We start from the raw sequence: 19,674 nt of genomic DNA, 5'->3' as shown, positions 1-19,674 counted from the left end.
GTGCCCTACGTGCAACCAGCAATGCTCGGCGCCATTGGGCCGGACTACACCCTGCAATGGGTGCTGTTCGCGGGGCTGTCGGTCTGGACGTTGCTGTTGCTGGCCATCATGTGGACGCGCTGGGGGCAAGCTCGCCCGCTGGTGAAGTGCGTCGCGTTGTCGATCTTCGCGCACTTGCTCCTCGTCTTGTTCATGTGGGGCACGCGCGTTCTCTCGATGCTGCCTCCCGGCGAGTCGCTGGCTGGCACCGTTCACGTCCGGCTGGTCGAAGATACCGGCGATGAAAACTTGACGCCATGGACCGATCCCACTGAAGAGCCAGCCGACAAGCCCCCAGAAAACGGTGCGCCGCCGCTGATGCCCGCGCCACCGGCCGAAGCACAACCGGCGGAAGAGACAAAACCGGAGCCCAGCGAATCGCCACCAGCGGAGCAGTCGCCTCAGCCGGCGCAGCAAGTGGCCCAGGATACTCCGCCGCCACCGACACCTGAATTGCCAATGAATCTCGCCGCTGATGAAGCGGCACCGCCACCCGACAATGCCCTGCGCCAGCCCGATAATGGCTTCGCGCAGAATCAACTGCGCGAAGCGCCACCCGCGGAACCAATGCCCGAGATGCCGCGCATGCTCGAAGATCCGTTGCAGCCAGCCCGGCAGTATGTGCCGATCGCGCAGCCGGCCGCAGCGCCGCGCCGCGCTGCGGACGGCGAGACCGTGGCTCCCCAGTTGCAACTGCGAATGCGGGCCGATCGTTTTGAAGTCGCCAAGCGGTATGGGGCCACGCCCGACAGCGAACGCGCGGTGCGAGCAGCGCTGGTGTGGCTCGTTGCCAATCAACACGACGATGGCCGTTGGTTGGCCGCGGCTCACGGCGCTGGTCGCGAGACCCGCGCGCTGGGGCAAGATCGTCAAGGCGCTGGACAGAAAGCAGATACCGGAATTACGGGCCTGGCGCTGCTCGCGTTTTTAGCTGCCGGTCAAACGCATCTCGAAGGAGAGCATCGCGAGCATATTCAGCATGGGCTTGAATTCCTGCTCGCCAGTCAGGCCGAGAATGGAAGCCTCTCTGGCCAGGCAGAACTCTTCGCCGCCATGTATTGCCACGGCATCGCCACACTCGCACTTACAGAAGCCTATGCCCTGACCGGCGATCGCCGTCTGCATGCTCCCGTTCAAGCTGCGATTAACTACACGCTTGAAGCGCAGCACGTGAATGGTGGCTGGCGCTATCAACCGCACGATGCGGGAGATTTGAGTCAGTTTGGTTGGCAGTTGATGGCGCTTAAGTCGGCCGAAATGGGCGGGCTCCCCATTCCCGATCAAACGCGCGTGCGGATGATTCGCTTTCTGCGCACCGTTTCGGCGGGGCGGTACAAAGGGCTAGCCAGTTATCGCCCGGGCGAAGTGGCCACACGACCCATGACTGCCGAAGCGCTCGCTTGTCGCTTTTTTCTCGATGCCGACAATAGCCCCGAAACGATCGAGGAGGCAGCTGCTTTCATCAGCCAGGAATTGCCACGCGGCGACCGGATCAATTTGTATTACTGGTATTACGGCACGCTGGCGCTGTTTCAAAAACAGGATGCCGACTGGGTGCGTTGGAACAACGCGCTGCAAGCCGAACTGCTGCCGCGGCAGCGGGGCGATGGTCAGTTTCTCGGCAGTTGGGATCCCGATCAGGTTTGGGGCGGTTACGGTGGTCGTGTATATAGCACGTCTCTCGCGTGTCTCTGCCTCGAAGCTTCGTACCGCTACTTGCCCGTCTATGCGGACCCTGTTGGTGCCGATCGGCTCACCGAAGTTCCGGGTTCGCCGTTTTCTCCCGCCAGGCCGCGCTAACAATCTGTAACGCTTGATCGTTGACGCGCCACCTCTTCATGTCCATATTCACGCCCAACCCTGGTGGCTTGGCCCGGTGAATGAGGGAATAAGAGCCCGCACGATGAAAACGGTTATTTGCTGCTTCGCCACGTTGCTTCTCGGCGTCTCTTTGCCCGCGCTGGCCGCGGCTGCACCGCCTGCCAAGAGCAGCCCACCACTGGCGCTGACCAAAGGCCCTCACCTATTCTTGGACGAGCATTGGATCGCCCGCAGTGAAGGTGTAGAGCGAAAGGTAATCTCGCCGGAGCGATTCCTCGAGGAGCCTGTCGTCACGTCGTCCGAAGTGCATCAAAACTGGCAGCCGTTTCTCACGGTGCTGCACGATGCAACCCTCCCCGCCGAACAGCGGTTTCGTGTCTGGTACAACGCCGATACAGTGAAAGACCCCAAGGATGGTGCCTGGCTCGGCGTGACGGGACTGATGACCTCGCTCGATGGCATTCATTGGCCCGGCCCCTATGATCGGCTGGCGGCGCTGAAGGTGGATGGAGCCGGTCGCTTTAATGCGAGTGTGATCGACGATGGTCCGCAGCATCCAATTCCTGCCGAACGGTACAAGATGATGTACTTCGATTCTGGCAAGTACATCGGCCCGCGCGTTGCCTTTTCGCCCGATGGCCAGCAGTGGACCATGCACAACGGCGGCAAGCCCGTGCTGACCGTGCAAAATGGCGAAGACATCTGGTCTGCTGGCTACGACCCCATCCGCCAGCGGTACTTTCTGATGGGCAAGCTGAATGGCTTTCACTCGTGGACCACTGCCGAGGGGAATAAAGTCAACGCGAACATTCGTCGCGTCATCGCGTCGTTCAGCAACGACTTTAAAACCTGGAGCCCGCCCAAGACGATTCTCTCGCCTGACGAAAAAGATTCCGGCATCACGCAGTGGTACGCCGGCGCGGGCTTTCTCGCCCGTGGCGACCTGCTGATTGGTTTTCTCCGCGAACTGCGCGACGATCTCTCGCCCGAGGGAGTGCCGGCAGCGGCCGTCTCGAGCAATGGAGCCAGCAAAGAAGCACGCCGCGGCGAGATCGGCGTGACACGCGGTTCAGGCATGGGTTACACCGTCTTGGCCTGGTCGCGCGATGGGGGCGAGTCGTGGCAGCGCGACCGGTACACCGACAAGTTTCTTGCTCCCGATCCGCGCGTCGGCACTTGGGACCACGCGATGGCCTGGGTCGGCAGTTCGGTTCCCGTCGGCGACGAACTATATCTCTACTACGCCGGCTATCGCTGGGGGCACAAATATCGCCGCTCGGTCGATCGGCAGCTGGGGCTCGTCAAGATGAAGCAAGACCGCTTCGTCGCGCGCCAGGCAGGCGAACAATCCGGCAGCATCACCACGCCGGTCCTGACTATCGAAGCAGAAGCACTCACGCTGAATGTCACTGCTCCGCGCGGCGAAGTTCGCGCCCAAATCATCACGGCCGACGGCCAACCGATTCCCGGCTATCTGTTTGCCGACTGCAAACCAATCACGACCGACTCACTCGCGGCACCGCTCGCCTGGAAACAGCCTCTCGCCAAGTTGCAAGGTGAATCTGTCCGGCTCGTCTTCTCGCTGAAGAACGCGAGCTTGTTTGCTATGGATGGGCGGTAACGAACTGCTGCGATCTTGGAAGCGGAGAACTTTCACTTCTCACAATAGAATGTTCCCACGCCAGCAGCCATTCCTTTCGTTCGACCCCGCCGGCATAGCCGGTTAGTTTGCCACTGGTGCCAATCACACGATGGCACGGCACGAGGATCGAAATCGGATTGCGCCCGTTGGCGTGCCCCACGGCGCGGGCTGCAGTGGGTTGGCCGACGCGCCGGGCAAGTTCGCCATACGTGATCGTTTCGCCAAAGGGAATTCGCACTAGCTCTTGCCAGACGCGTTGTTGAAACGGCGTCCCCAGCAGTTGGAGTGCCACATCGAACTGCTGTCGCTCGCCGGCAAAGTATTCGGCCAGTTGCTCGCGCAGCGCAGCGAAGGGAGCGTCGGATTGTTGACAGTCAATGTCTGCTCCTTGCCACCCTTTGTGATCGGGCAAATACAGCCCGGTCACGAATTGTTCGCTCCCTTGCGCGAACAACTGGCCCAGCGGGGAATCGATGTAACTGAAGTGAGTCGTCGCGTTCATTGGTTGGTAGCAAGGACTTTTATCAAAAGGCATCTTCTCATTCTACTCTTTGCACGCAAAAAAAGGCCCCGCCGGATTGCGGGGCCAGACGATCAATCGATTGCGCTCAGAGTTTCTGTCACTTCTTCGCCGGCGAGGCAGCCTTCACAGTGACTTCGCTCTCGGGCAAGGCTTCGATCTTGGCGTCGATGCCCTTGAGATGCTTGTCGAAGAACGAGACGGTAAGTTTGGCGAGGGCCGGCAGTGCGAATGATGCACCGCCGTGACCAGCGCCGGGAAGTTTCTGCAGCGTGGCTTCGACTCCCGATTTGTCGAGCAGTTCTTTTAACTCCACGCTCTGGGCGTAAGGGACGAGCGTGTCGTGATCGCCGTGCAGAATGAGGAACGGCGGGTTGTCCTTGCTAACGTAATGCACCGGGCTGACGGCGTCGCACTTGGCTTTGTCTTCGCCCAACTTGGCGGCGATCAAGCGGGAGTAGGGATCGCCGCTGTTCCACTTGAAGATGTTCTTCACATTCTTGTCTTCTTCGGCCTGCGTGACGACAGTCCAAAAATTCGTGGGGCCGAAGATATCGCAAACCGCCTGCACGCGATCCGATTGATCTTCGTTGCCGCCGATCATCGGAAAGGCCTTCTTACCGCCACTGGTCCCCACGAGCGCGGCGAGATGGCCACCCGCCGATGCACCACCCACGCCGATCCGCTCGGGATCGATGCTGTACTTCTTGGCATTGGCACGCAGAAAACGGATCGCGGCCTGGCAATCTTGAATCTGCGCGGGGAACGGCGCCTTCTGGCTGAAGCGATACTCGATGCTCGCCACGACGTAGCCGCGCGGCAACTGACTCAAATAAGGGATTCCTGCCTTACTTCCGCCACTCCAACCGCCGCCATGAATCCAAATCAATAACGGCTGCGGTTTGTCGGTCGCGGTTTCCGGATAATAGATATCCAGCGCTTGCGCCTCATCGCCGTTGGGTACGTACTTCACGTCGTACTCGGCGACAAAGCCCTGGGGTGGCTTCGCGCGCTGCGGGGCTCCCTTTTGTGCCGAGGCATCAGGCACGATCGCGGGATAGAAGAGGAATGCCACGAACGCGGCAAACAGACCAATCGTACGCATGGGTTACTCCGAGTCGTTGCGTTGCAAATATCAGCTCAGTGATTTGGTGAAGCCGATATGCTATCAACGAAACGGCCCCGAGAGAACAGTTTCCACGCGCACTTAATTGCCCATGTCGAATGAGTCGACTATTCGGGCGTTTCAGTCGCCGGTTTATCGGGCAGCGACGGGTGGCGGCGAAGTTCGTAGGAGAAAGCACCCAGCAGCGTACCCTCCGGCACTTCGTGGCATTGCAAACATTGCTTACTCGCGCGAATCGGACCGAGGAATTCGATCCGGTTCGTCGTGCTGGAAGTCGGCAGCGCTTCGCCTGCGCGCAGCTTGGCCAGGCTCGCGCTCTCGACTTTTGTGAGAGGTCGAGTCGGCGCATCTTTCAGATCTTCCATTCGCGGCAAATTTTTCGATTCGTAGACGCGCGGCTCTTCCTGCTTGAGCAGACTGACCAGTTCCAGACGAGCGATCTTCCAGCGATTCGGATCTTGGGGCGGAACTGCATCTGGCCCAGCAAACTTGGGTAGCCGCCACGTATCGACCGACATTCGCGGCGGCTCGATGAACGAGTGCGGAATAAAACCCGCCACCTGGTCACGACTTTTCACATGGCCAAAACCCCAGACCGGGAGAAACCAGTACTCGCTACCTTGATGGAACCTGGCGACTTCGTTCCGCGTTGGCATCAACTTGAGCATGGCCAGGTCCACGTCGCCAGTTAAGTTCCGATCTTCGTGCAGGAATGGCGTGGGCGTGAGGGCAGCTTCCTCCGCCGCCAAGGGTGGCACGTTTTCGAACGGAATCGGCTGGTACGGCTTAACCGTGAGATGTTCCGGCGCGGGAGCGATCATCCGCCGGAAGCCCAGCCCTTGGTTCGCGATGAACCGTTCGAGCTGATCCGAATGGAGCATCGCCAACGACTTCGCGCGCAGGCTCAGTTCCGCTGGCTTGTCCTTCGCCGACGGTTCCTTACTGGTTGGCTCCGGCTTCGGCGCGGAGTCTGCGCGGTGGGAGTTCTCGTACTGCAAACGATCGGCGAGCGAGACGTAAGGGAATTGCTTTCGCCAGGCTTCGATTTGCTCCTTTTGCTCCGGCGATAACGGCTTCGGCTCGGGTGGCGGGCCGAATCGATTTCCTGGTGGCTGCGCCGATGAAATTCCAGCGCCGAGCAAGACGAAGGCGAATAATGAAACCGCCACTCGACCCAGATGTACCCGCATAGAGAGACTCCTGACGCTGAATCGCTCGAACTTCAACCTGTTATAGAGTTACAACGCTCGGCAACCAAATTCATTACACCAGAAATAGTGACTCTCGCCCGCCATTTCGGCCCATTACCAGGCAAAAACCGGCGGCACGCGCAGTTTGTGTCCGTTTTTTCTTCGACGCGGCGCGTAGAGACAATTTACAATCCGTCAGCGTGGCGAATGAAAGCAATGTTAGGGGAGGCAGACTGATGCAAATTCGACGGAGCGCTCCTACACTATCGTTTCGTACCGTTGTGTGGATTGCGATGATCGCTAGCGGACTAGCCACAGGCCTGCAGCGCGTCTCGGCCGATCCGCCGCCGAAGTTTCAGGCAATCGTCACCCCGGCTACCGCCGAGTCAGGACCAATCGTCAAGCTCAGCGGTCGCTTCGGCTCGCGGTACACCGCGTACGACGTCGCCGAGAACACCATCTTCAATCTGCGCGACATGCAGTGGGATCCGCGCAGCGAGCATCCACTGCCGACGGCGTTTTCTGCTGGCGAGCAACCGAAGCCGCCAACAAACCTCACAATTCTCGGCGGCGTTGTCGATGGGCGAATTCCGCTCGACTGGAGTTGGAGCGTAACGCACGCTTTCAGCGGCTCGGCCTTCTACACGGTCGCCACCGGACAGCAAATCATCGATGGAGCCCGCATCCACAACGTGCAAGATGGCTGGCGGCCGCGCGAGACTCCCGAGTTCCGCCCGCGCGCTTATCTGAACACCGGCAGCTTTGTGATGCGCAACTGCTATGTCACCGGCATCCGCGACGATTGCATTGAGAACGACGAGTTTCTTCCCGGCAAGATTGAGGACTGTCTGTTCGACGGCGTGTTCACGTTCTATTCGGAGCAGAACGAAACGATCAATGGCGTGCGGACACTCGAGGTACCAACCATCGGGCCCGCTGAAAGTCCCGATGTCTTCGTCACGCGCAGCCTCATACGACTCGACGTTACTAGCGGCGGCGAACCAGGCCCCGGCACCTTGTTCAAACTGCACGGATACAAATCCCCCAACCACCGGATCGTGCTCACCGACTGTACATTTGCAGCCAGCCAAGAGCCGCGCGCCGGCTGGAAGCAGCTGAATTTTCCGAAGACGACCGAGTTCCGAGGCACGAATCACCTGCTGTGGCTCGGCGAGACCGGAAAGTTCGGCGGAAAAGTGCCCGACGGTATCACGCTCGTGGAAGGCGATGCCGCCCGCGCGAAGTGGCACGACTTGCGGAACCGCTGGCTCACCACCCACGGCTACGAGACGCGGGCAGCCGACGACCTCAACACCATGCAGACACCGGTGGCTGCTCCGACTCGAATGGCAGACTGAGATGGAGGCGAGTCGCTACGACCGAGGTTCCAATCGTCGCTGCTTGCGATACTCGCTGGGAGTGATGCCGAGTTCGCGGCAGAAGACTTCGTAAAGTCGCATGCGTTCGCCGAAACCGACAGCGCGGGCGATTTCGGCGAGGCTGCGTTTGGTCTGCGTCAGTTCACGCTTAGCGCGCTCGATGCGCACGCGGCGAATTTCGTCCGCGATCGGCCAATCCACGACCTGGCGGAAGCGACGTTGCAGTGTACGGGTCTCGATGTTCAGTTCCCTGGCCACGTCATCGCAGTTGATTGGACGGTGGCAGTTCGCGGAGATGAAGTACAGCGCCCGGGCCACGATCTCGTCGTCGACTGCATAAAAGTCGGTCGATTCGCGCACGATCAGTCCCTGCGGCGGCAGGATGATCTTTGGGGGTGGATTGGTCTTCGGCCTTTGCGATCGCCGCTGCTTCTGTTCCATCAATTGATCCATCAATTGATCCAGCAATCGGGCCGCCTCGTAGCCGATTCGCTCGTAGCCCATTTCGATGCTGCTCAGCGATGGTCGCGGGTGCTCGCAGAGTATTTCCTCGTTTGTGCCGGCAATGATCGCGACATCTCCCGGCACGCGCCAGCCGCGGCGGCGGCACAACTGGACCACCAGACGACCCGCTTCTTCGGTGCAGATCGAAACGCCGATCGGCAATTGCCAGTTGTCCATCCAGGCTTCGATCCGCTGCTCGGCTTTTTGCCACGTGGCATAGCTGCGTGTGGGAACGAGCGGTAGTTTCTCCACGCTGCACTCGAAGCCGGCCTCGTTTACCACCGCGCGAAAGGTCGCCGCCGCCAACTTCTGCAATTGGTCTTCGCGAGTGAGGACAGCAAACCGGCGGAGCCCTCGCGAGAGTAGATGCTCCGCCTGCAGTCGTCCCGCAGCGGCCATATCGGGAAAGACGCCCGGCAGTTGCTCTCTGACGGGCGAACTGAACCAGACGTTGACGAGCGGAAGACCCAGTCGCTGACCGCAGGCCGCGAGTTTGGCATTCACCCGGCCAATCACACCGTCGTAGGGAGCCGACTTCAGCGACTCCTCCGCCAGGTGTTCGTCGGCGTACTCGTCGATGAGCGACTCCCAGCCTTGTTCGTCGGCATAGCGCTGGGTTCCCGCAAAGATGTGAGCGTGCCGCTTCAGCGGCCACTGCAGATCCAACATCAGAGCCACGCGGCGAGGCTGGGGCATGAGATCGCCTGTCGTCAAAGGGAGCTATTTTGTCGTCAATACATGCTTCTGCTCAAGTATACTCCGAGGATTCGCCGCCGCAAAATCGGCCTGCCAAGCAACATCTACTTCACCACGTCAGGCAACAGGCCGGTTCTGGCCAGAAAAAAATCGCTGCCGAGCCTGACTGCATTCGGAACTACCCTCGATGACCAGATCATCTGCTCAGTCCGTAATTCAATTCGCCCTGCTATGGGCCTCCTGCGGGCTCGCGGCCATTGCCGCCGATGTGCCCCAGAATCTGCCCGACCCCGATGGCAAGCCAGCTGACCAGAGCAAGCCGGTAAAGGTCTACATCATGCTGGGGCAGTCCAACATGCTCGGCTTCGGCCGCGTCGGACCCAAGGAGACGAAGGGCTCGCTCGAATTCATGGTCAAGGAAAAGGGAAAGTATCAGCACCTGGTCGATGAAGCTGGCCAATGGACCACGCGGCCCGATGTGCGCTACGTCCATGTCATGGATCAGCGCGGTGTCGATTATAAGAACATGGAAAAGTTCGGCGATGTTCGGAACGAATGGCTGACGCCGAATAAATCGTTCGGTCCCGAGTTGGGCTTCGGGCATGTCATGGGCGTGGTGCATGAAGAACCGGTGCTGCTGCTCAAGGCGTGCATTGGCAATCGCAGTCTGGGGTGGGATCTGCTTCCGCCCGGCAGCGAGCAGTTTGAATCGGAAGGGAAGATTTATGCGGGCTACAAGGATGTCGCCAACTTCTGGGTCAAAGGAGCCGAACCCAAGCCGGTTCAGTGGTACGCCGGTCGTCAATACGATGCCGACACGGCTCATGCGAAAGCCGTCCTAAAAAACCTGGATAAGTACTATCCTGGCTACAAAGGTCAGGGCTACGAGGTCGCGGGCTTCGTTTGGTGGCAGGGACACAAAGATCAAAACGCCGCCTTGGCAGGTCGCTACGAACTAAACCTGGTAAATCTCATCAAGTCGCTGCGCAAGGATTTCAATGCGCCGCAAGCAAAGTTCGTATTGGCCACCGGCTGCGGCAATCCCGGGCGCGAAAGCTTCGGCTTGCAGATTGCGGAAGCGCAGCTTGCGGTCGATGGCGACAAGGGTCGCTACCCCGAGTTCAAAGGGAACGTCAAAGCGGTGGATACGCGCGACCTGTGGCGCGAAGCCGACGTGTCACCCAACAATCAAGGCTATCACTACAACCACAATGCCGAGACCTATTACGAGACCGGCGAACGACTCGGCCGCGCAATGGCCGAGTTACTGAAATAGCTGCCGGACACAGGCGGCGCTATGCCCGCGGTACGACTTACCCGGGCCAAAGACAAATCTAAAAGTGGCCGCTCCGGGATTTGAACCCGGACACCTTTCGGCACAAGATCCTAAGTCTTGCGTGTCTGCCAATTCCACCAAGCGGCCATAGGCCTCGGACGGATTGCCGAGGTCAAGGTTCCAGTTTAGCTGGAGAGTCGAATCCCTTCCACAGGGGCTGGCCACCGGGGCTGGGTGGTGGGATTTTTGAGGTGAGGATTTTGCTCGGGGAATTCTAAAGCTGAGCAATGGCTTGTTGCAGGGAGTGCTGCAGTTCGGCGGTACCGCCGGCAATTTGCGTGGCAAGGTCGCGGCAGCGGGAAGCGTCGTGAGCATCGGCGGCTGCTTCGAGTTGTTCGGCGGCCGCGATCAGGTCGGTGGCGTCGAAGGTGGCGAGTTGGCCGCAGAGCAAGTGAGCTGTGCGAGCCAGTTCGCGAAAGTCGTGGCGGTCGGCCTCGTCGGTCAGCTTGCGAATTTGCGCGGGAAGTTGATCGAGAAACGTTCGGGCCACGTCACGAAACAGTTCGCGTTTCCCCTGCATGCGGGCCAGCGGTTGCGACCAGCGGTCGTCGAGCGCTGGCGCTGATGTTGCCGGCACGTCGGTGGAATCAAGGCTCGGAATATGGAGGAACGACTCGAGCACGGCCCGCAGTTGATCGAGACCCACGGGCTTGCTGAGGACCAGGTCGATGCCCGCCTCTTGGGCTTGCTGGTTGTCGGCCACGATGCCAGCTGCCGAGATGGCGATGAGTGGCACGCGTGGTAAGTGCTCGCCCCGTTCGCGCTGACGAATGCGGCGGGCCAGTTCGAGTCCGTCGAGCTGCGGCATGTTCCAATCGAGTAGACCCAGGTCGAAGGGTGCGGCCTGGTGCAGCGCGAGGGCTTCGTGACCATCGGCAGCAATCCGCGTGTCGTGGCCGAGTGTGCGGAGAAAATCGGCAATGAGCTTGCGATTCACCGGGTCGTCTTCAGCGACCAGAATGCGACGAGCTACGCTGCTCGTTTCCTTGATTGCCTCCACTTTCGCCACGGGTGCCGATAGGGTGACCGCTGCGAGTGGCAGATCGACGATGAATCGCGAGCCGACCCCGAGTTCACTCTCGCAGCGAATTCGGCCATTCATCAATTCAATCAGCCCTTGGCAAATAGCCAGACCCAGACCCACGCCGGCGTGTTCGCGGTCCGAACGAGTATCTCCCTGCGTAAAGGCATCGAAAATGGTCTGTTGCAATTCGGGGGGAATGCCCGGACCGGTATCGCTCACTTCAATTCGCACCGCGCTGCGATCGTCTGACTGAGTGATGCATAGTCGCACCGAACCCTGCCGTGTGAACTTCAGCGCGTTGCCGAGCAGATTCAACATGATCTGCTGCACTCGCAACGAGTCGCCCAACACAACGAGCGGACTCGCGGGTAGCTCGGCCGTGAGTTGCAATTGCTGGCGGTCAGCAGTGGGTCGCAACATCGCCAGGCAACGCTCGGCCAGGGCGCGCAGATCGAACGGAGCGGGGTGGACGCGGAGCTTGCCTTCCTGCAGGCAAGCCAGATCGAGTAGTTCGTCGACCAGCGCACGCAAGGAGTTGCCGGAGTCGACAATCGTTTCGATGAACTGCTGCTGATCGCGCGATTGCACCATGCTGAGAGCCAGTTCGGCATTCCCCAGAATCGCATGCAGCGGATTGCGCAGTTCGTGGCTGATGTTGGCGAGAAAGCGAGTCTTCTGTTCGTTGGCCGATTCAGCTGCCTCCTTCGCAATTTGCAGTTGCCGCCGCGATTCAAACAATTCGCGCCCGGCGCGGCGAATTTGCTCGACAGCTGGCCGAAAGACCAGCCAGCCTTCGCAAGCTAGCACGAGAATCGTCGAGCCGAGTAAGAACCATTCAATGCGCTGCAGTCTCGTCACCCGCGCGCGAGCTTCGCGATCGAATTGAAATACGACGGCATCCATTGCCGCGAGAAACTCCGGCTCGCGCTGAAGTAACCGGTTGAGCGGCTGCGTCTGCTGAGCAGGCTCTGAGGTCTTGAGCAGTGACTCGGCAGCAGTAACCATGTCGTCGAAAATGGGTTGCAGCCGCGCAAACTGCGCGGCGATCACCGGGCTGTTGCTACCTGCTGGCAAATGGAGTTCTGGATCGCCCTGTTGAAGTCCTTGGTGCGATTGTTGCCAAAGCTGAAGCGTCCCTCGCATGGCCTGGTGCCAACGTGCGCGCTCGGTTGGTGTCGAGGCCTGTTTCGAAGCGAGCGCTTCTTTTGTCAACTTTTGGCTGAGCATTCGCTGCCGGCCGGCGATGTTGACGATGGTGGAATCGCTGGTTTGCTGCCGCAACGCGCGCTGGACGAGGAACTGACCGCTGATCGAGAGGAGAGCCACGGCCGATAAAGCCACGATATAAAGCCAGGTGAGTCGCGCTGTGCCGCGATCGAGCGGCGGCGCGGCGCTCATGGCAACAGCTCGTCGGCATCGGTCGCCGTGCCATCGTCGGGCAATGCTTCATCGGCCTGCGAAGGTGGCAACAGGCCCAGTGCCCGCAGCTTCTTTCGCAAGTTTCCGCGCGTGATGCCAAGAATGCGCGCCGCGCGGGCTTGATTCCCCACAGTGCTTGTGAGCACGAGCGCGACAACGTGCCGCTCCATGTCGGCGATCGCTTCGCTGTAGAGTTGCGTCGAGCCGCGCGCGAGGCCGGCAGCGACAAACTTCTGCCAATAACTTTCGGCCGGCTGCAGCTGATCGGGGTTAGCCCCCTCGCTGCTCGTTCCTTTGTGTAGCGAACGGAGCAGCGAACCGGAAGCGAGCACGGTGCCGGTGTTCTCGATCAGCGTTTGCTGCAGCACGCTTTGCAGTTCGTCGAGATTTCCCGGCCACGAATGTTCGATCAGCAGATCGATGGCTTCCGACGAAACGCGAACCTGCTTCTGATTGTATTGCGGGCTGAGGTGCATGAACCGCTGCACGAAGTGATCGACCAGGGCAGGCAAGTCTTCGCGCCGTTGCCTGAGCGGCGGCAGCGTGATCGAGAGTGCGCGCAGGGCATAGTACAGATCGGGACGAAAGTGCCGTTGGGCAACCAGCGGCTCCAGGTCTTGCGAAGTTGTGCACAACAGCCGCACGTTGGTCGAAATCATTTGCCCGCCATTGCCACGCTCAAACGAGCCCGTGGTAATCAACCGGAACAATTTGCTTTGTACGGGGGGCGTCAGTTCCGCAATTTCTTCGAGCAGCAAGGTGCCGCCGTCGCATTGCTCTAGTCGCCCCACTTGTTCGCCAGCACCCGTCGCATCGAGCCCGAACAGTTCTTGCTCGAGGGCCGGACCATCGAGATCGGTACACTTGAGCACTCGAAAAGGACGCGTGTTGCGGCCGCTGTTCTGATAGATCGCGCGTGCCACCAGCGCCTTGCCGGTTCCCGGTTCGCCTTGCAACAGCACCGGCACATCGCGCGAGGCAGCGCGGCCGATGGCTTTGAACACTTCCGACATTAACGTGCCGTGCCCGACCAAGGCATCGGTTGGTTCGCTCGTCGCATCGCGCTCCGCAGCGATCACCACCGGCTCGTGCATCAGCCGCCGCGCTTCGAGCGCCAACTGCACCTGATGTTCAAGCACCGATAGATCGAGGGGCTTGTGAAGATAATCGAACGCGCCGCGTTTCATCGCCTCGATGGCGGTCTGGCTGGTGCCGCGGGCAGTGATGAAAATCACCGGCAAGTGGGGATCGACTTTGCGGATTTCGGCCAGGACGGCCAAACCATCCATATCGGGCAGGATGTTATCGAGAATCAGCACGCTCGGGCGCTGCGCGAGAAGCTGTAGCGCCTGCTCGCCAGTGCGGGCAGCCAAGAACGAGTATTGTTCGTCACTGAACAGACTTTGGGCCAGACGAATCACGAGCGGATCGTCGTCCACGACTAACAGCCGGGGCAATCGGTTGCCGTTCGGGTTTTTCATGCAGCCATCATTTCGTCGAGTTTCTTCATTCCGCCAATGAATTCACGCGAGGCGCGCTCTGGGAAGCAATTGGCATACCGCTTGCTTGGAGAAAGGCGGAATGTGTTGTTTTACCCGCTAATTGTCAAATCTTGCGGGTTGTGACAGCCTACGGTGCGCATCATTTGGGCACCAGCAGGCGCTGGCTGCAAATAGATGATGCAACCTGGACAGGATCTCTTTCGCATGCCAGTGTTCCGCCACGTGATAAGCCCTGCCTAGAAATTCCACTGGAACTGCAGGTAGAAGAAGTCGGCACCACTCGGAAAGTTAATGCCTGGTGGGGGAGTCGTGTTCGCGTAATACTGCCCGGCGAAGAAGTGCGAGTAACCGATGAGCAGATCCATGCGGGCATTGATGGCGTAGGTCGCCGTGATGTCGATTTCGTGACCCAGGTCGCGACTGGCCGGCGCATTGCCTGGATTGAACGGCGTCATGTTCACGTTGTACGGTGTGTCGGTGCCGTTCTGCAGCATGAAGTAGTAATACCAGACCAGCATCTTCACCTTCTCGTGCGGCTGCCAGGTGAGCTGCACGTTCGGCGTGTGAATATTGCTGCGGCCGAAGAGATCCATGAAACCTAGATATTTGTGAGCGAGCGGAAAGAGGTGATTGAACCCTTGCCCAGCGCCGCGTACTTCGCCACCCTCGGCCCAATCGTAATAGGCCCAGATTTGTGGCTTCCAGCAATGCTTGGGCCACTTGCGGCCGAGACCCGTGGTGAAGAAGCCGGCACCATGCGCGCTGCCGTCGGTGTTTTCGCCGAACTGCACGCCCCCTTCCAACTCCCACAGCCAATCGCAATTGGTTCCCAACCAACGGCCACCGAGGCTCGTGTATTGAAAATTGTTGAGCCCTAGCGAATTGTTGAACTGCAGCGCATACAGGTCAATCGTCTGGTCCTTGATCGCCTTGTAAGTGGCCCAACCGCCGAAGAACTCTTGGTCGTCGAGCGGTGAATCGAAGCGAACCGGATGCACGAACACGGGGTTGGTATAGAACAGGTCGATGTTCCAGTCGGCGTCGGCCCACATCAACTTCGCGCCTTCAAACGTCCGCCGCGTGTTGGCCCAGTCGAGAGGCGAGATCAACCGCTCGCTGCCGTAGAGAAGTTCTTGGCGACCAATGCGCCCGGTGAGCGAGCCATCGCAGCAGTTTTCATAGATCTTGTAGTCGACAAACAAGTTGAGCAGGTCCGAGCGATTCACTTCGATGGCGCGGGGCACGAGGTTCTCGTTGTTACTCTCGGCATCGATGTATTCCACATAGGCCCGCCAACGATCGCCCAGTTTGGCATTGGCAAATATCCGTGTGCGGTGCAGCAGAAAGTCGTCATCGAGCCCATTCAGCCCGAAGCCGCGAAAGTTGTGCTCGTGCATATAGCGGGCTCGATACTGGCCGCCGATATCGAGCATCGAGTCGCAGCCCAACGGGATCTGTTTGAAGCGATCGCCCGGATACCAGTCGGTATAGAGCGGACTGTTGATGTACGCGAATTTGTTGTTATGGAAGAGTGGGGCATACGCGCTGGCAATGGCCTTTTTCAACTCCGCTTGCTTCTTCTTCGCGTCGGCAGCTCCCTTTTTTTGACATTCGGGACAGTTGCAGGGCGGTGCCAGGGCATCCAAGTTAGCCGCGTCCGCTGTGGCCGAGATCGGGAACTCACCACTCGGCTGATGCAGGTCGGTTTCCCCCGAATCATCGAAGGCTGCGAGAGGCAGTTCTGCGGAGGATAGCCGCGGCATGCTCAGCAGGGACGAGGCAAAGCAACACGCAAGCCATAGCGGCAGGCTACGAGCGTTCATGGGGAACTCGCGGAGGAGTTACTGGGTGTGATTTGAACGCTCTCCGCCGAGAGAGTGGTCGGTCTGCAATTGCTGGAGCGAATATGCGGAAGCCGGCCTACTGCGTTGAATCGGGTGTCGCTTGCGCAAATTCCATCAATGCTGCACTGTTTAGGTAACTTGACGCATTCCGTACAAGTTCCCATCAACTTTTTCGCGTTGACGTTGCGTGGTGGCTCAGCTGAATCCGCACGTGGTTTCTGCAGCACCACCTGGCGTTCGCTACCTTGGCCAGTCCGCTAGGCAAACGTGCTGCGCGATTTTGCAGCACTGGGTTCTCCGCTAGCGGCGCGCGTAAGTTGGCGCTGGCATTCCCAATCGTCGGAACTCGTTGCCCGGCCAGTCTATTCGACCCGAGCGCGGCGATTTCTCCCCGCAGTGCCGCGCACTTTGGCACACCCCTCGCGAATACAGAGGCAGGCGGAACCAGGCGAACGCGGAAGAGTCACTTCAGCGGTTGCATGTCGAACTCGAAACACTTGCTGGAACGAAACCCTCAAAATGCCAGTCGCCAATCGCCAACAAACGAAGACAACCTCCGCTGACAGCAACAAGCTTGCCCGTCGTACCTTTCTCGCCTCCGCGGCATCGGTGGGTGCGGCGACGCTGCTCGCCGGTTGCGAATCAGCAACAACCGCGAACTCCAGCATCGAGCCCGGCACGGTCCCCGCCGGTTCGATCCCCGGCGACGCACCCGAAACCACCAAGCTGAAGATCGGCATCATTGCCCTCACCGACTGCTCGCCGTTTGTCATTGCCCACGAGAAAGGACTGTTTGCCAAGTACGGCCTTCAATCCACCATCAGCAAAGGTGCCAGCTGGGCCGCCATTCGCGACGCACTCTCCAACGGCGACATTCAAGCGACGCATCTCCTCTTTGGAATGCCGCTGGCCTCCACGCTGGGACTTCTCGGCGCGCCGAAGCGACCAGTCATCGCCCCCTGGATCGTCAATCGCAACGGACAGGCCATCACGTTGAACGCCGATCTGAAGGGAAAAGTGCAGGACGATCCCAAAGCGCTGAAGCCACTCGTCGATGCTGCCAAGGCATCTGGCTCGCCGATGACATTCGCGATGACATTTCCTCCCGGCACCCATGCCATGTGGATGCGTTATTACCTGGCCGCTGGTGGAATTCATCCCGACAAGGATGTCTCTTTGGCCACGGTGCCGCCGCCACAGATGGTGGCGAACATGAAGATCGGCAAGCTCGATGGTTTCTGCGTTGGCGAACCTTGGAATGCCCGGGCCATTACCGACGGCATCGGCTTCACCTCGATCACGACGCAGCAGATTTGGAAAGATCATCCCGAAAAGGTTTGTGCCTTCACCGAAGAGTTCGCAGAGAAGAATCCCAAGACGGTCAAAGCCGTGCTCAAGGCGTTGCACGAAGCGAGCGTCTGGCTCGATGACCTGGGGAATCGTCCCGAACAGGCCAAGATTGTCTCAGCGCCCACGTACATCAATTGTGCGCCGGAAGTGATTCTCGGCCGGTTGCAAGGGAAGTGCGATTTTGGCGATGGGCGCTCGAACAACGACCTGCCCTACGTGACCTTTCACGACCGAAACTGCAACTATCCGCAAGCCAAATATGGCCTCTGGTGGCTGTCGCAATTCCGTCGCTGGGGCATGGTCGAAGGCCAGCCCGATTACGAAGGAACGGTCAAACGAGTCCTGCGCAGCGATCTGTACGAAGAGGCGATGAAAGAAATTGGCTACGAGCATGGCGGTGCCAGTAGCGAAGCAGAAACCCTCTTCGATGGCGTGAAGTTCGATCCGGCCGATCCGGAAAGCTACGCCAAGTCGTTCGCCATTCACAACCTCAAGGGTTAAGTCTCCGTTCACCCGAAGGATGCCGCCATGTCCGACAAACGATTTCCCTTCGACTATCTCATCTTGCCACTGGCAGCGATTGCCCTGTGCGTCGTGATTTGGTCGATCTGCAGCTTGACGGTTACACCGAACCTACCCTCTCCCACAAAAACGTGGGAAATGAGCAAACCCTATCTGCTCTCACCATTTGCCAAGCGCGGCGAACTCGATCAAGGGATTTTGCGCTTCACCTGGTACTCGCTGATTCTGGTGGCCAAGGGTTATGCCCTGGCCATCCTGATTGGCACGCCGCTGGGCTTCCTGCTCGGCAGTTCCAAGGTGTTTACTCGTGCTGTCGACCCGATCGTACAAATCTTGAAGCCAGTTTCTCCCCTCGCCTGGCTGCCGCTGGGGCTGGTGCTCTTTGGTCGCTCCGAACCGGCCGCCATCTTCACGATTGGCATGTGCGCCATGTGGCCCACGGTGATGAATACCGCCGTCGGCGTGCGTGCTATTCCGCAGGATTACCTGAACGTCGGCAAAGTGCTGCGACTATCGAAGTGGACCATGCTCTGGAAAGTCCTGCTGCCGGCCACGTTGCCGTACATGTTCACCGGCTTTCGCCTCAGCCTGGGTATCGCCTGGCTGGCGATTGTCGCCGCTGAAATGCTGACCGGTGTGCCGGGCGTCGGTGGCTTCTTGTGGCAGGAATACAACAGCCTGATTTATGAGCACATCATCCTCTGCATTCTGACGATCGGCTGCGTTGGCTTCGTGATGGATCGCCTGATGGCCATGATCGAGCAACGGCTGAAGTGGTCGACGATCTAGTTCTGTCCCGTTCGCCCCCCTCAACCTTCACCGCCATCTTCACTCGCTTGAAACTCTATGAACCAGCCTTACCTGAATCTGAAAAACGTCAGCAAATCGTACGGGCCAGCCAATCGCCGGAACGAAGTGCTGGCGAACATTAATCTGCAAGTCGAGCGGGGCGAGTTTGTTGCCATTCTGGGCTACTCGGGCTCGGGCAAGACGACGCTCATCTCGCTCATTGCCGGTCTGCAAGAGCCCGAGCGGGGCGAAGTGCTGATCGCTGGCAAGCGCGTGACGGGGCCAGGGCACGACCGCGGCGTGGTGTTTCAAAACTATTCGCTCCTCCCTTGGCTCTCGGTGTTCGACAACGTGTTGCTGGGCGTGGAACAATCGCACCCAACTTGGACTTCCGAGCAGAAGCGCGAACATGTGTCGCGTTATCTGCAAATGGTCAATCTGGCCGCCGCCCAGCAGAAGAAGCCGCAGCAACTCTCTGGCGGCATGAAACAACGCGTCGCAGTCGCCCGCGCACTCGCGATGAGCCCAGAGATGCTGCTCTTGGATGAGCCGTTGGCAGCACTCGACGCTTTGACCCGCGGCACCTTGCAGGACGAGATCGAGCGAATCTGGGAACAAGAGCGCAAAACGGTGGTGCTCATTACCAATCACGTTGACGAAGCGCTCCTGCTTGCAGACCGCATCATTCCGCTCACATCGGCACCGCGGGCCACACTGGGACCAGCCTTCAAAGTCGATATTCCTCGCCCACGCGATCGTCAGGCCCTGAATCACGACCGGCGGTTTCAGATCCTGCGAGCGGAGATCAACGATTACCTCCGCAGCGTCAAAGCGAAGCCGACGGCAATTCCCGCACAAACGGCCGCGGCCATGGAAGTGCCTCAGCCCATCGAACTACCTCCGCGCCGTCGCCTCTGGCCAGCCTGGTCGTGGAATGCACTGACGGGGCGTGCCTCCTGAATCAACCGAAG

The 19,674-nt window shown here is 59.5% G+C and carries 14 protein-coding genes and 1 tRNA gene; 7 read left to right on the top strand and 8 right to left on the bottom strand.

Going from position 1 to position 19,674, the window contains the following annotated elements; all coding sequences use genetic code 11:
• Positions 1 to 1,839 carry a prenyltransferase/squalene oxidase repeat-containing protein gene (locus tag ETAA8_RS04020; protein ID WP_145085233.1) on the top strand — a complete coding sequence of 613 codons (1,839 nt, stop codon included), beginning with the start codon at positions 1 to 3 and terminating at the stop codon, positions 1,837 to 1,839.
• A 103-nt stretch (positions 1,840 to 1,942) separates the two neighbouring features.
• Positions 1,943 to 3,481 carry a hypothetical protein gene (locus ETAA8_RS04015; protein ID WP_145085231.1) on the top strand — a complete coding sequence of 513 codons (1,539 nt, stop codon included), beginning with the start codon at positions 1,943 to 1,945 and terminating at the stop codon, positions 3,479 to 3,481.
• Here the strand turns inward: ETAA8_RS04015 and ETAA8_RS04010 are convergent.
• The 3 genes from ETAA8_RS04010 to ETAA8_RS04000 all read right to left on the bottom strand — a co-directional run bounded on the left by ETAA8_RS04010 (position 3,465) and on the right by ETAA8_RS04000 (position 6,338).
• A complete protein-coding gene (locus tag ETAA8_RS04010; RefSeq protein ID WP_315851583.1) occupies positions 3,465 to 4,037 on the bottom strand; it encodes a methylated-DNA--[protein]-cysteine S-methyltransferase in 573 nt (190 codons plus the stop codon). The genes ETAA8_RS04015 and ETAA8_RS04010 overlap by 17 nt on opposite strands.
• Before the next feature lie 85 nt (positions 4,038 to 4,122).
• Positions 4,123 to 5,127, bottom strand: a complete 1,005-nt coding sequence (locus tag ETAA8_RS04005; protein WP_145085229.1) for an alpha/beta hydrolase — start codon at positions 5,125 to 5,127, stop codon at positions 4,123 to 4,125.
• Between the two features lie 128 nt (positions 5,128 to 5,255).
• Entirely contained in the window at positions 5,256 to 6,338 is a 1,083-nt protein-coding gene (locus tag ETAA8_RS04000; RefSeq protein WP_145085226.1) for a hypothetical protein, read from the bottom strand.
• 236 nt (positions 6,339 to 6,574) lie between these two features.
• Between ETAA8_RS04000 and ETAA8_RS03995 the strand changes: the two genes are divergently transcribed.
• Positions 6,575 to 7,696 (top strand): hypothetical protein, encoded by a 1,122-nt coding sequence (locus ETAA8_RS03995; RefSeq protein WP_145085223.1) that lies wholly within the window; start codon positions 6,575 to 6,577, stop codon positions 7,694 to 7,696.
• 15 nt (positions 7,697 to 7,711) lie between these two features.
• Here ETAA8_RS03995 and ETAA8_RS03990 read toward each other — a convergent pair whose 3' ends face one another.
• Positions 7,712 to 8,917: a substrate-binding domain-containing protein gene (locus tag ETAA8_RS03990; protein ID WP_145085220.1), complete on the bottom strand. Its 1,206-nt coding sequence runs from the start codon at positions 8,915 to 8,917 to the stop codon at positions 7,712 to 7,714.
• Between the two features lie 187 nt (positions 8,918 to 9,104).
• Between ETAA8_RS03990 and ETAA8_RS03985 the strand changes: the two genes are divergently transcribed.
• Positions 9,105 to 10,193: a sialate O-acetylesterase gene (locus ETAA8_RS03985; RefSeq protein WP_202921542.1), complete on the top strand. Its 1,089-nt coding sequence runs from the start codon at positions 9,105 to 9,107 to the stop codon at positions 10,191 to 10,193.
• A 65-nt stretch (positions 10,194 to 10,258) separates the two neighbouring features.
• Here ETAA8_RS03985 and ETAA8_RS03980 read toward each other — a convergent pair.
• The 4 genes from ETAA8_RS03980 to ETAA8_RS03965 form a co-directional block, all read right to left on the bottom strand.
• Positions 10,259 to 10,340: transfer RNA gene (locus tag ETAA8_RS03980), tRNA-Leu, on the bottom strand.
• 127 nt (positions 10,341 to 10,467) lie between these two features.
• Entirely contained in the window at positions 10,468 to 12,675 is a 2,208-nt protein-coding gene (locus ETAA8_RS03975; protein WP_145085217.1) for an ATP-binding protein, read from the bottom strand.
• A complete protein-coding gene (locus ETAA8_RS03970; RefSeq protein ID WP_145085215.1) occupies positions 12,672 to 14,177 on the bottom strand; it encodes a sigma-54-dependent transcriptional regulator in 1,506 nt (501 codons plus the stop codon). Before ETAA8_RS03970 ends, ETAA8_RS03975 begins: the two co-directional genes overlap by 4 nt.
• Positions 14,178 to 14,434: 257 nt before the next feature.
• The gene (locus ETAA8_RS03965; RefSeq protein ID WP_238397674.1) at positions 14,435 to 16,021 is read right to left on the bottom strand and encodes an alginate export family protein; all 1,587 of its coding nucleotides are present in this window, start codon (positions 16,019 to 16,021) and stop codon (positions 14,435 to 14,437) included.
• Positions 16,022 to 16,561: 540 nt separating this feature from the next.
• Between ETAA8_RS03965 and ETAA8_RS03960 the strand changes: the two genes are divergently transcribed.
• From ETAA8_RS03960 to ETAA8_RS03950, 3 genes are read left to right on the top strand one after another with little or no spacing between them, the layout of a single operon-like run.
• A complete protein-coding gene (locus ETAA8_RS03960) occupies positions 16,562 to 17,893 on the top strand; it encodes an ABC transporter substrate-binding protein (RefSeq protein WP_145085212.1) in 1,332 nt (443 codons plus the stop codon).
• A gap of 27 nt (positions 17,894 to 17,920) precedes the next feature.
• Positions 17,921 to 18,703 carry a nitrate ABC transporter permease gene (ntrB, locus tag ETAA8_RS03955; RefSeq protein WP_145085209.1) on the top strand — a complete coding sequence of 261 codons (783 nt, stop codon included), beginning with the start codon at positions 17,921 to 17,923 and terminating at the stop codon, positions 18,701 to 18,703.
• Positions 18,704 to 18,760: 57 nt separating this feature from the next.
• Positions 18,761 to 19,663 (top strand): ABC transporter ATP-binding protein, encoded by a 903-nt coding sequence (locus ETAA8_RS03950; protein WP_145085206.1) that lies wholly within the window; start codon positions 18,761 to 18,763, stop codon positions 19,661 to 19,663.
• Positions 19,664 to 19,674: the final 11 nt, after the last annotated feature.

The sequence above is a fragment of the Anatilimnocola aggregata genome, from assembly GCF_007747655.1.
Lineage (GTDB): Bacteria > Planctomycetota > Planctomycetia > Pirellulales > Pirellulaceae > Anatilimnocola > Anatilimnocola aggregata.
This window is presented reverse-complemented; position numbering and strand designations above follow the sequence as displayed.

What these genes read in the sequence shown, in the direction of transcription:
- ETAA8_RS03975 (WP_145085217.1), bottom strand. Translation starts at nt 12,675, where the DNA reads ATGAGCGCCGCGCCGCCGCTCGATCGCGGCACAGCGCGACTCACCTGG.
- ETAA8_RS03990 (WP_145085220.1), bottom strand. Translation starts at nt 8,917, where the DNA reads ATGCCCCAGCCTCGCCGCGTGGCTCTGATGTTGGATCTGCAGTGGCCG.
- ETAA8_RS03985 (WP_202921542.1), top strand. Translation starts at nt 9,105, where the DNA reads ATGACCAGATCATCTGCTCAGTCCGTAATTCAATTCGCCCTGCTATGG.
- ETAA8_RS04010 (WP_315851583.1), bottom strand. Translation starts at nt 4,037, where the DNA reads ATGCCTTTTGATAAAAGTCCTTGCTACCAACCAATGAACGCGACGACT.
- ETAA8_RS03970 (WP_145085215.1), bottom strand. Translation starts at nt 14,177, where the DNA reads ATGAAAAACCCGAACGGCAACCGATTGCCCCGGCTGTTAGTCGTGGAC.
- ntrB (WP_145085209.1), top strand. Translation starts at nt 17,921, where the DNA reads ATGTCCGACAAACGATTTCCCTTCGACTATCTCATCTTGCCACTGGCA.
- ETAA8_RS04000 (WP_145085226.1), bottom strand. Translation starts at nt 6,338, where the DNA reads ATGCGGGTACATCTGGGTCGAGTGGCGGTTTCATTATTCGCCTTCGTC.
- ETAA8_RS04015 (WP_145085231.1), top strand. Translation starts at nt 1,943, where the DNA reads ATGAAAACGGTTATTTGCTGCTTCGCCACGTTGCTTCTCGGCGTCTCT.
- ETAA8_RS03995 (WP_145085223.1), top strand. Translation starts at nt 6,575, where the DNA reads ATGCAAATTCGACGGAGCGCTCCTACACTATCGTTTCGTACCGTTGTG.
- ETAA8_RS03950 (WP_145085206.1), top strand. Translation starts at nt 18,761, where the DNA reads ATGAACCAGCCTTACCTGAATCTGAAAAACGTCAGCAAATCGTACGGG.
- ETAA8_RS04005 (WP_145085229.1), bottom strand. Translation starts at nt 5,127, where the DNA reads ATGCGTACGATTGGTCTGTTTGCCGCGTTCGTGGCATTCCTCTTCTAT.
- ETAA8_RS03965 (WP_238397674.1), bottom strand. Translation starts at nt 16,021, where the DNA reads ATGAACGCTCGTAGCCTGCCGCTATGGCTTGCGTGTTGCTTTGCCTCG.
- ETAA8_RS03960 (WP_145085212.1), top strand. Translation starts at nt 16,562, where the DNA reads ATGCCAGTCGCCAATCGCCAACAAACGAAGACAACCTCCGCTGACAGC.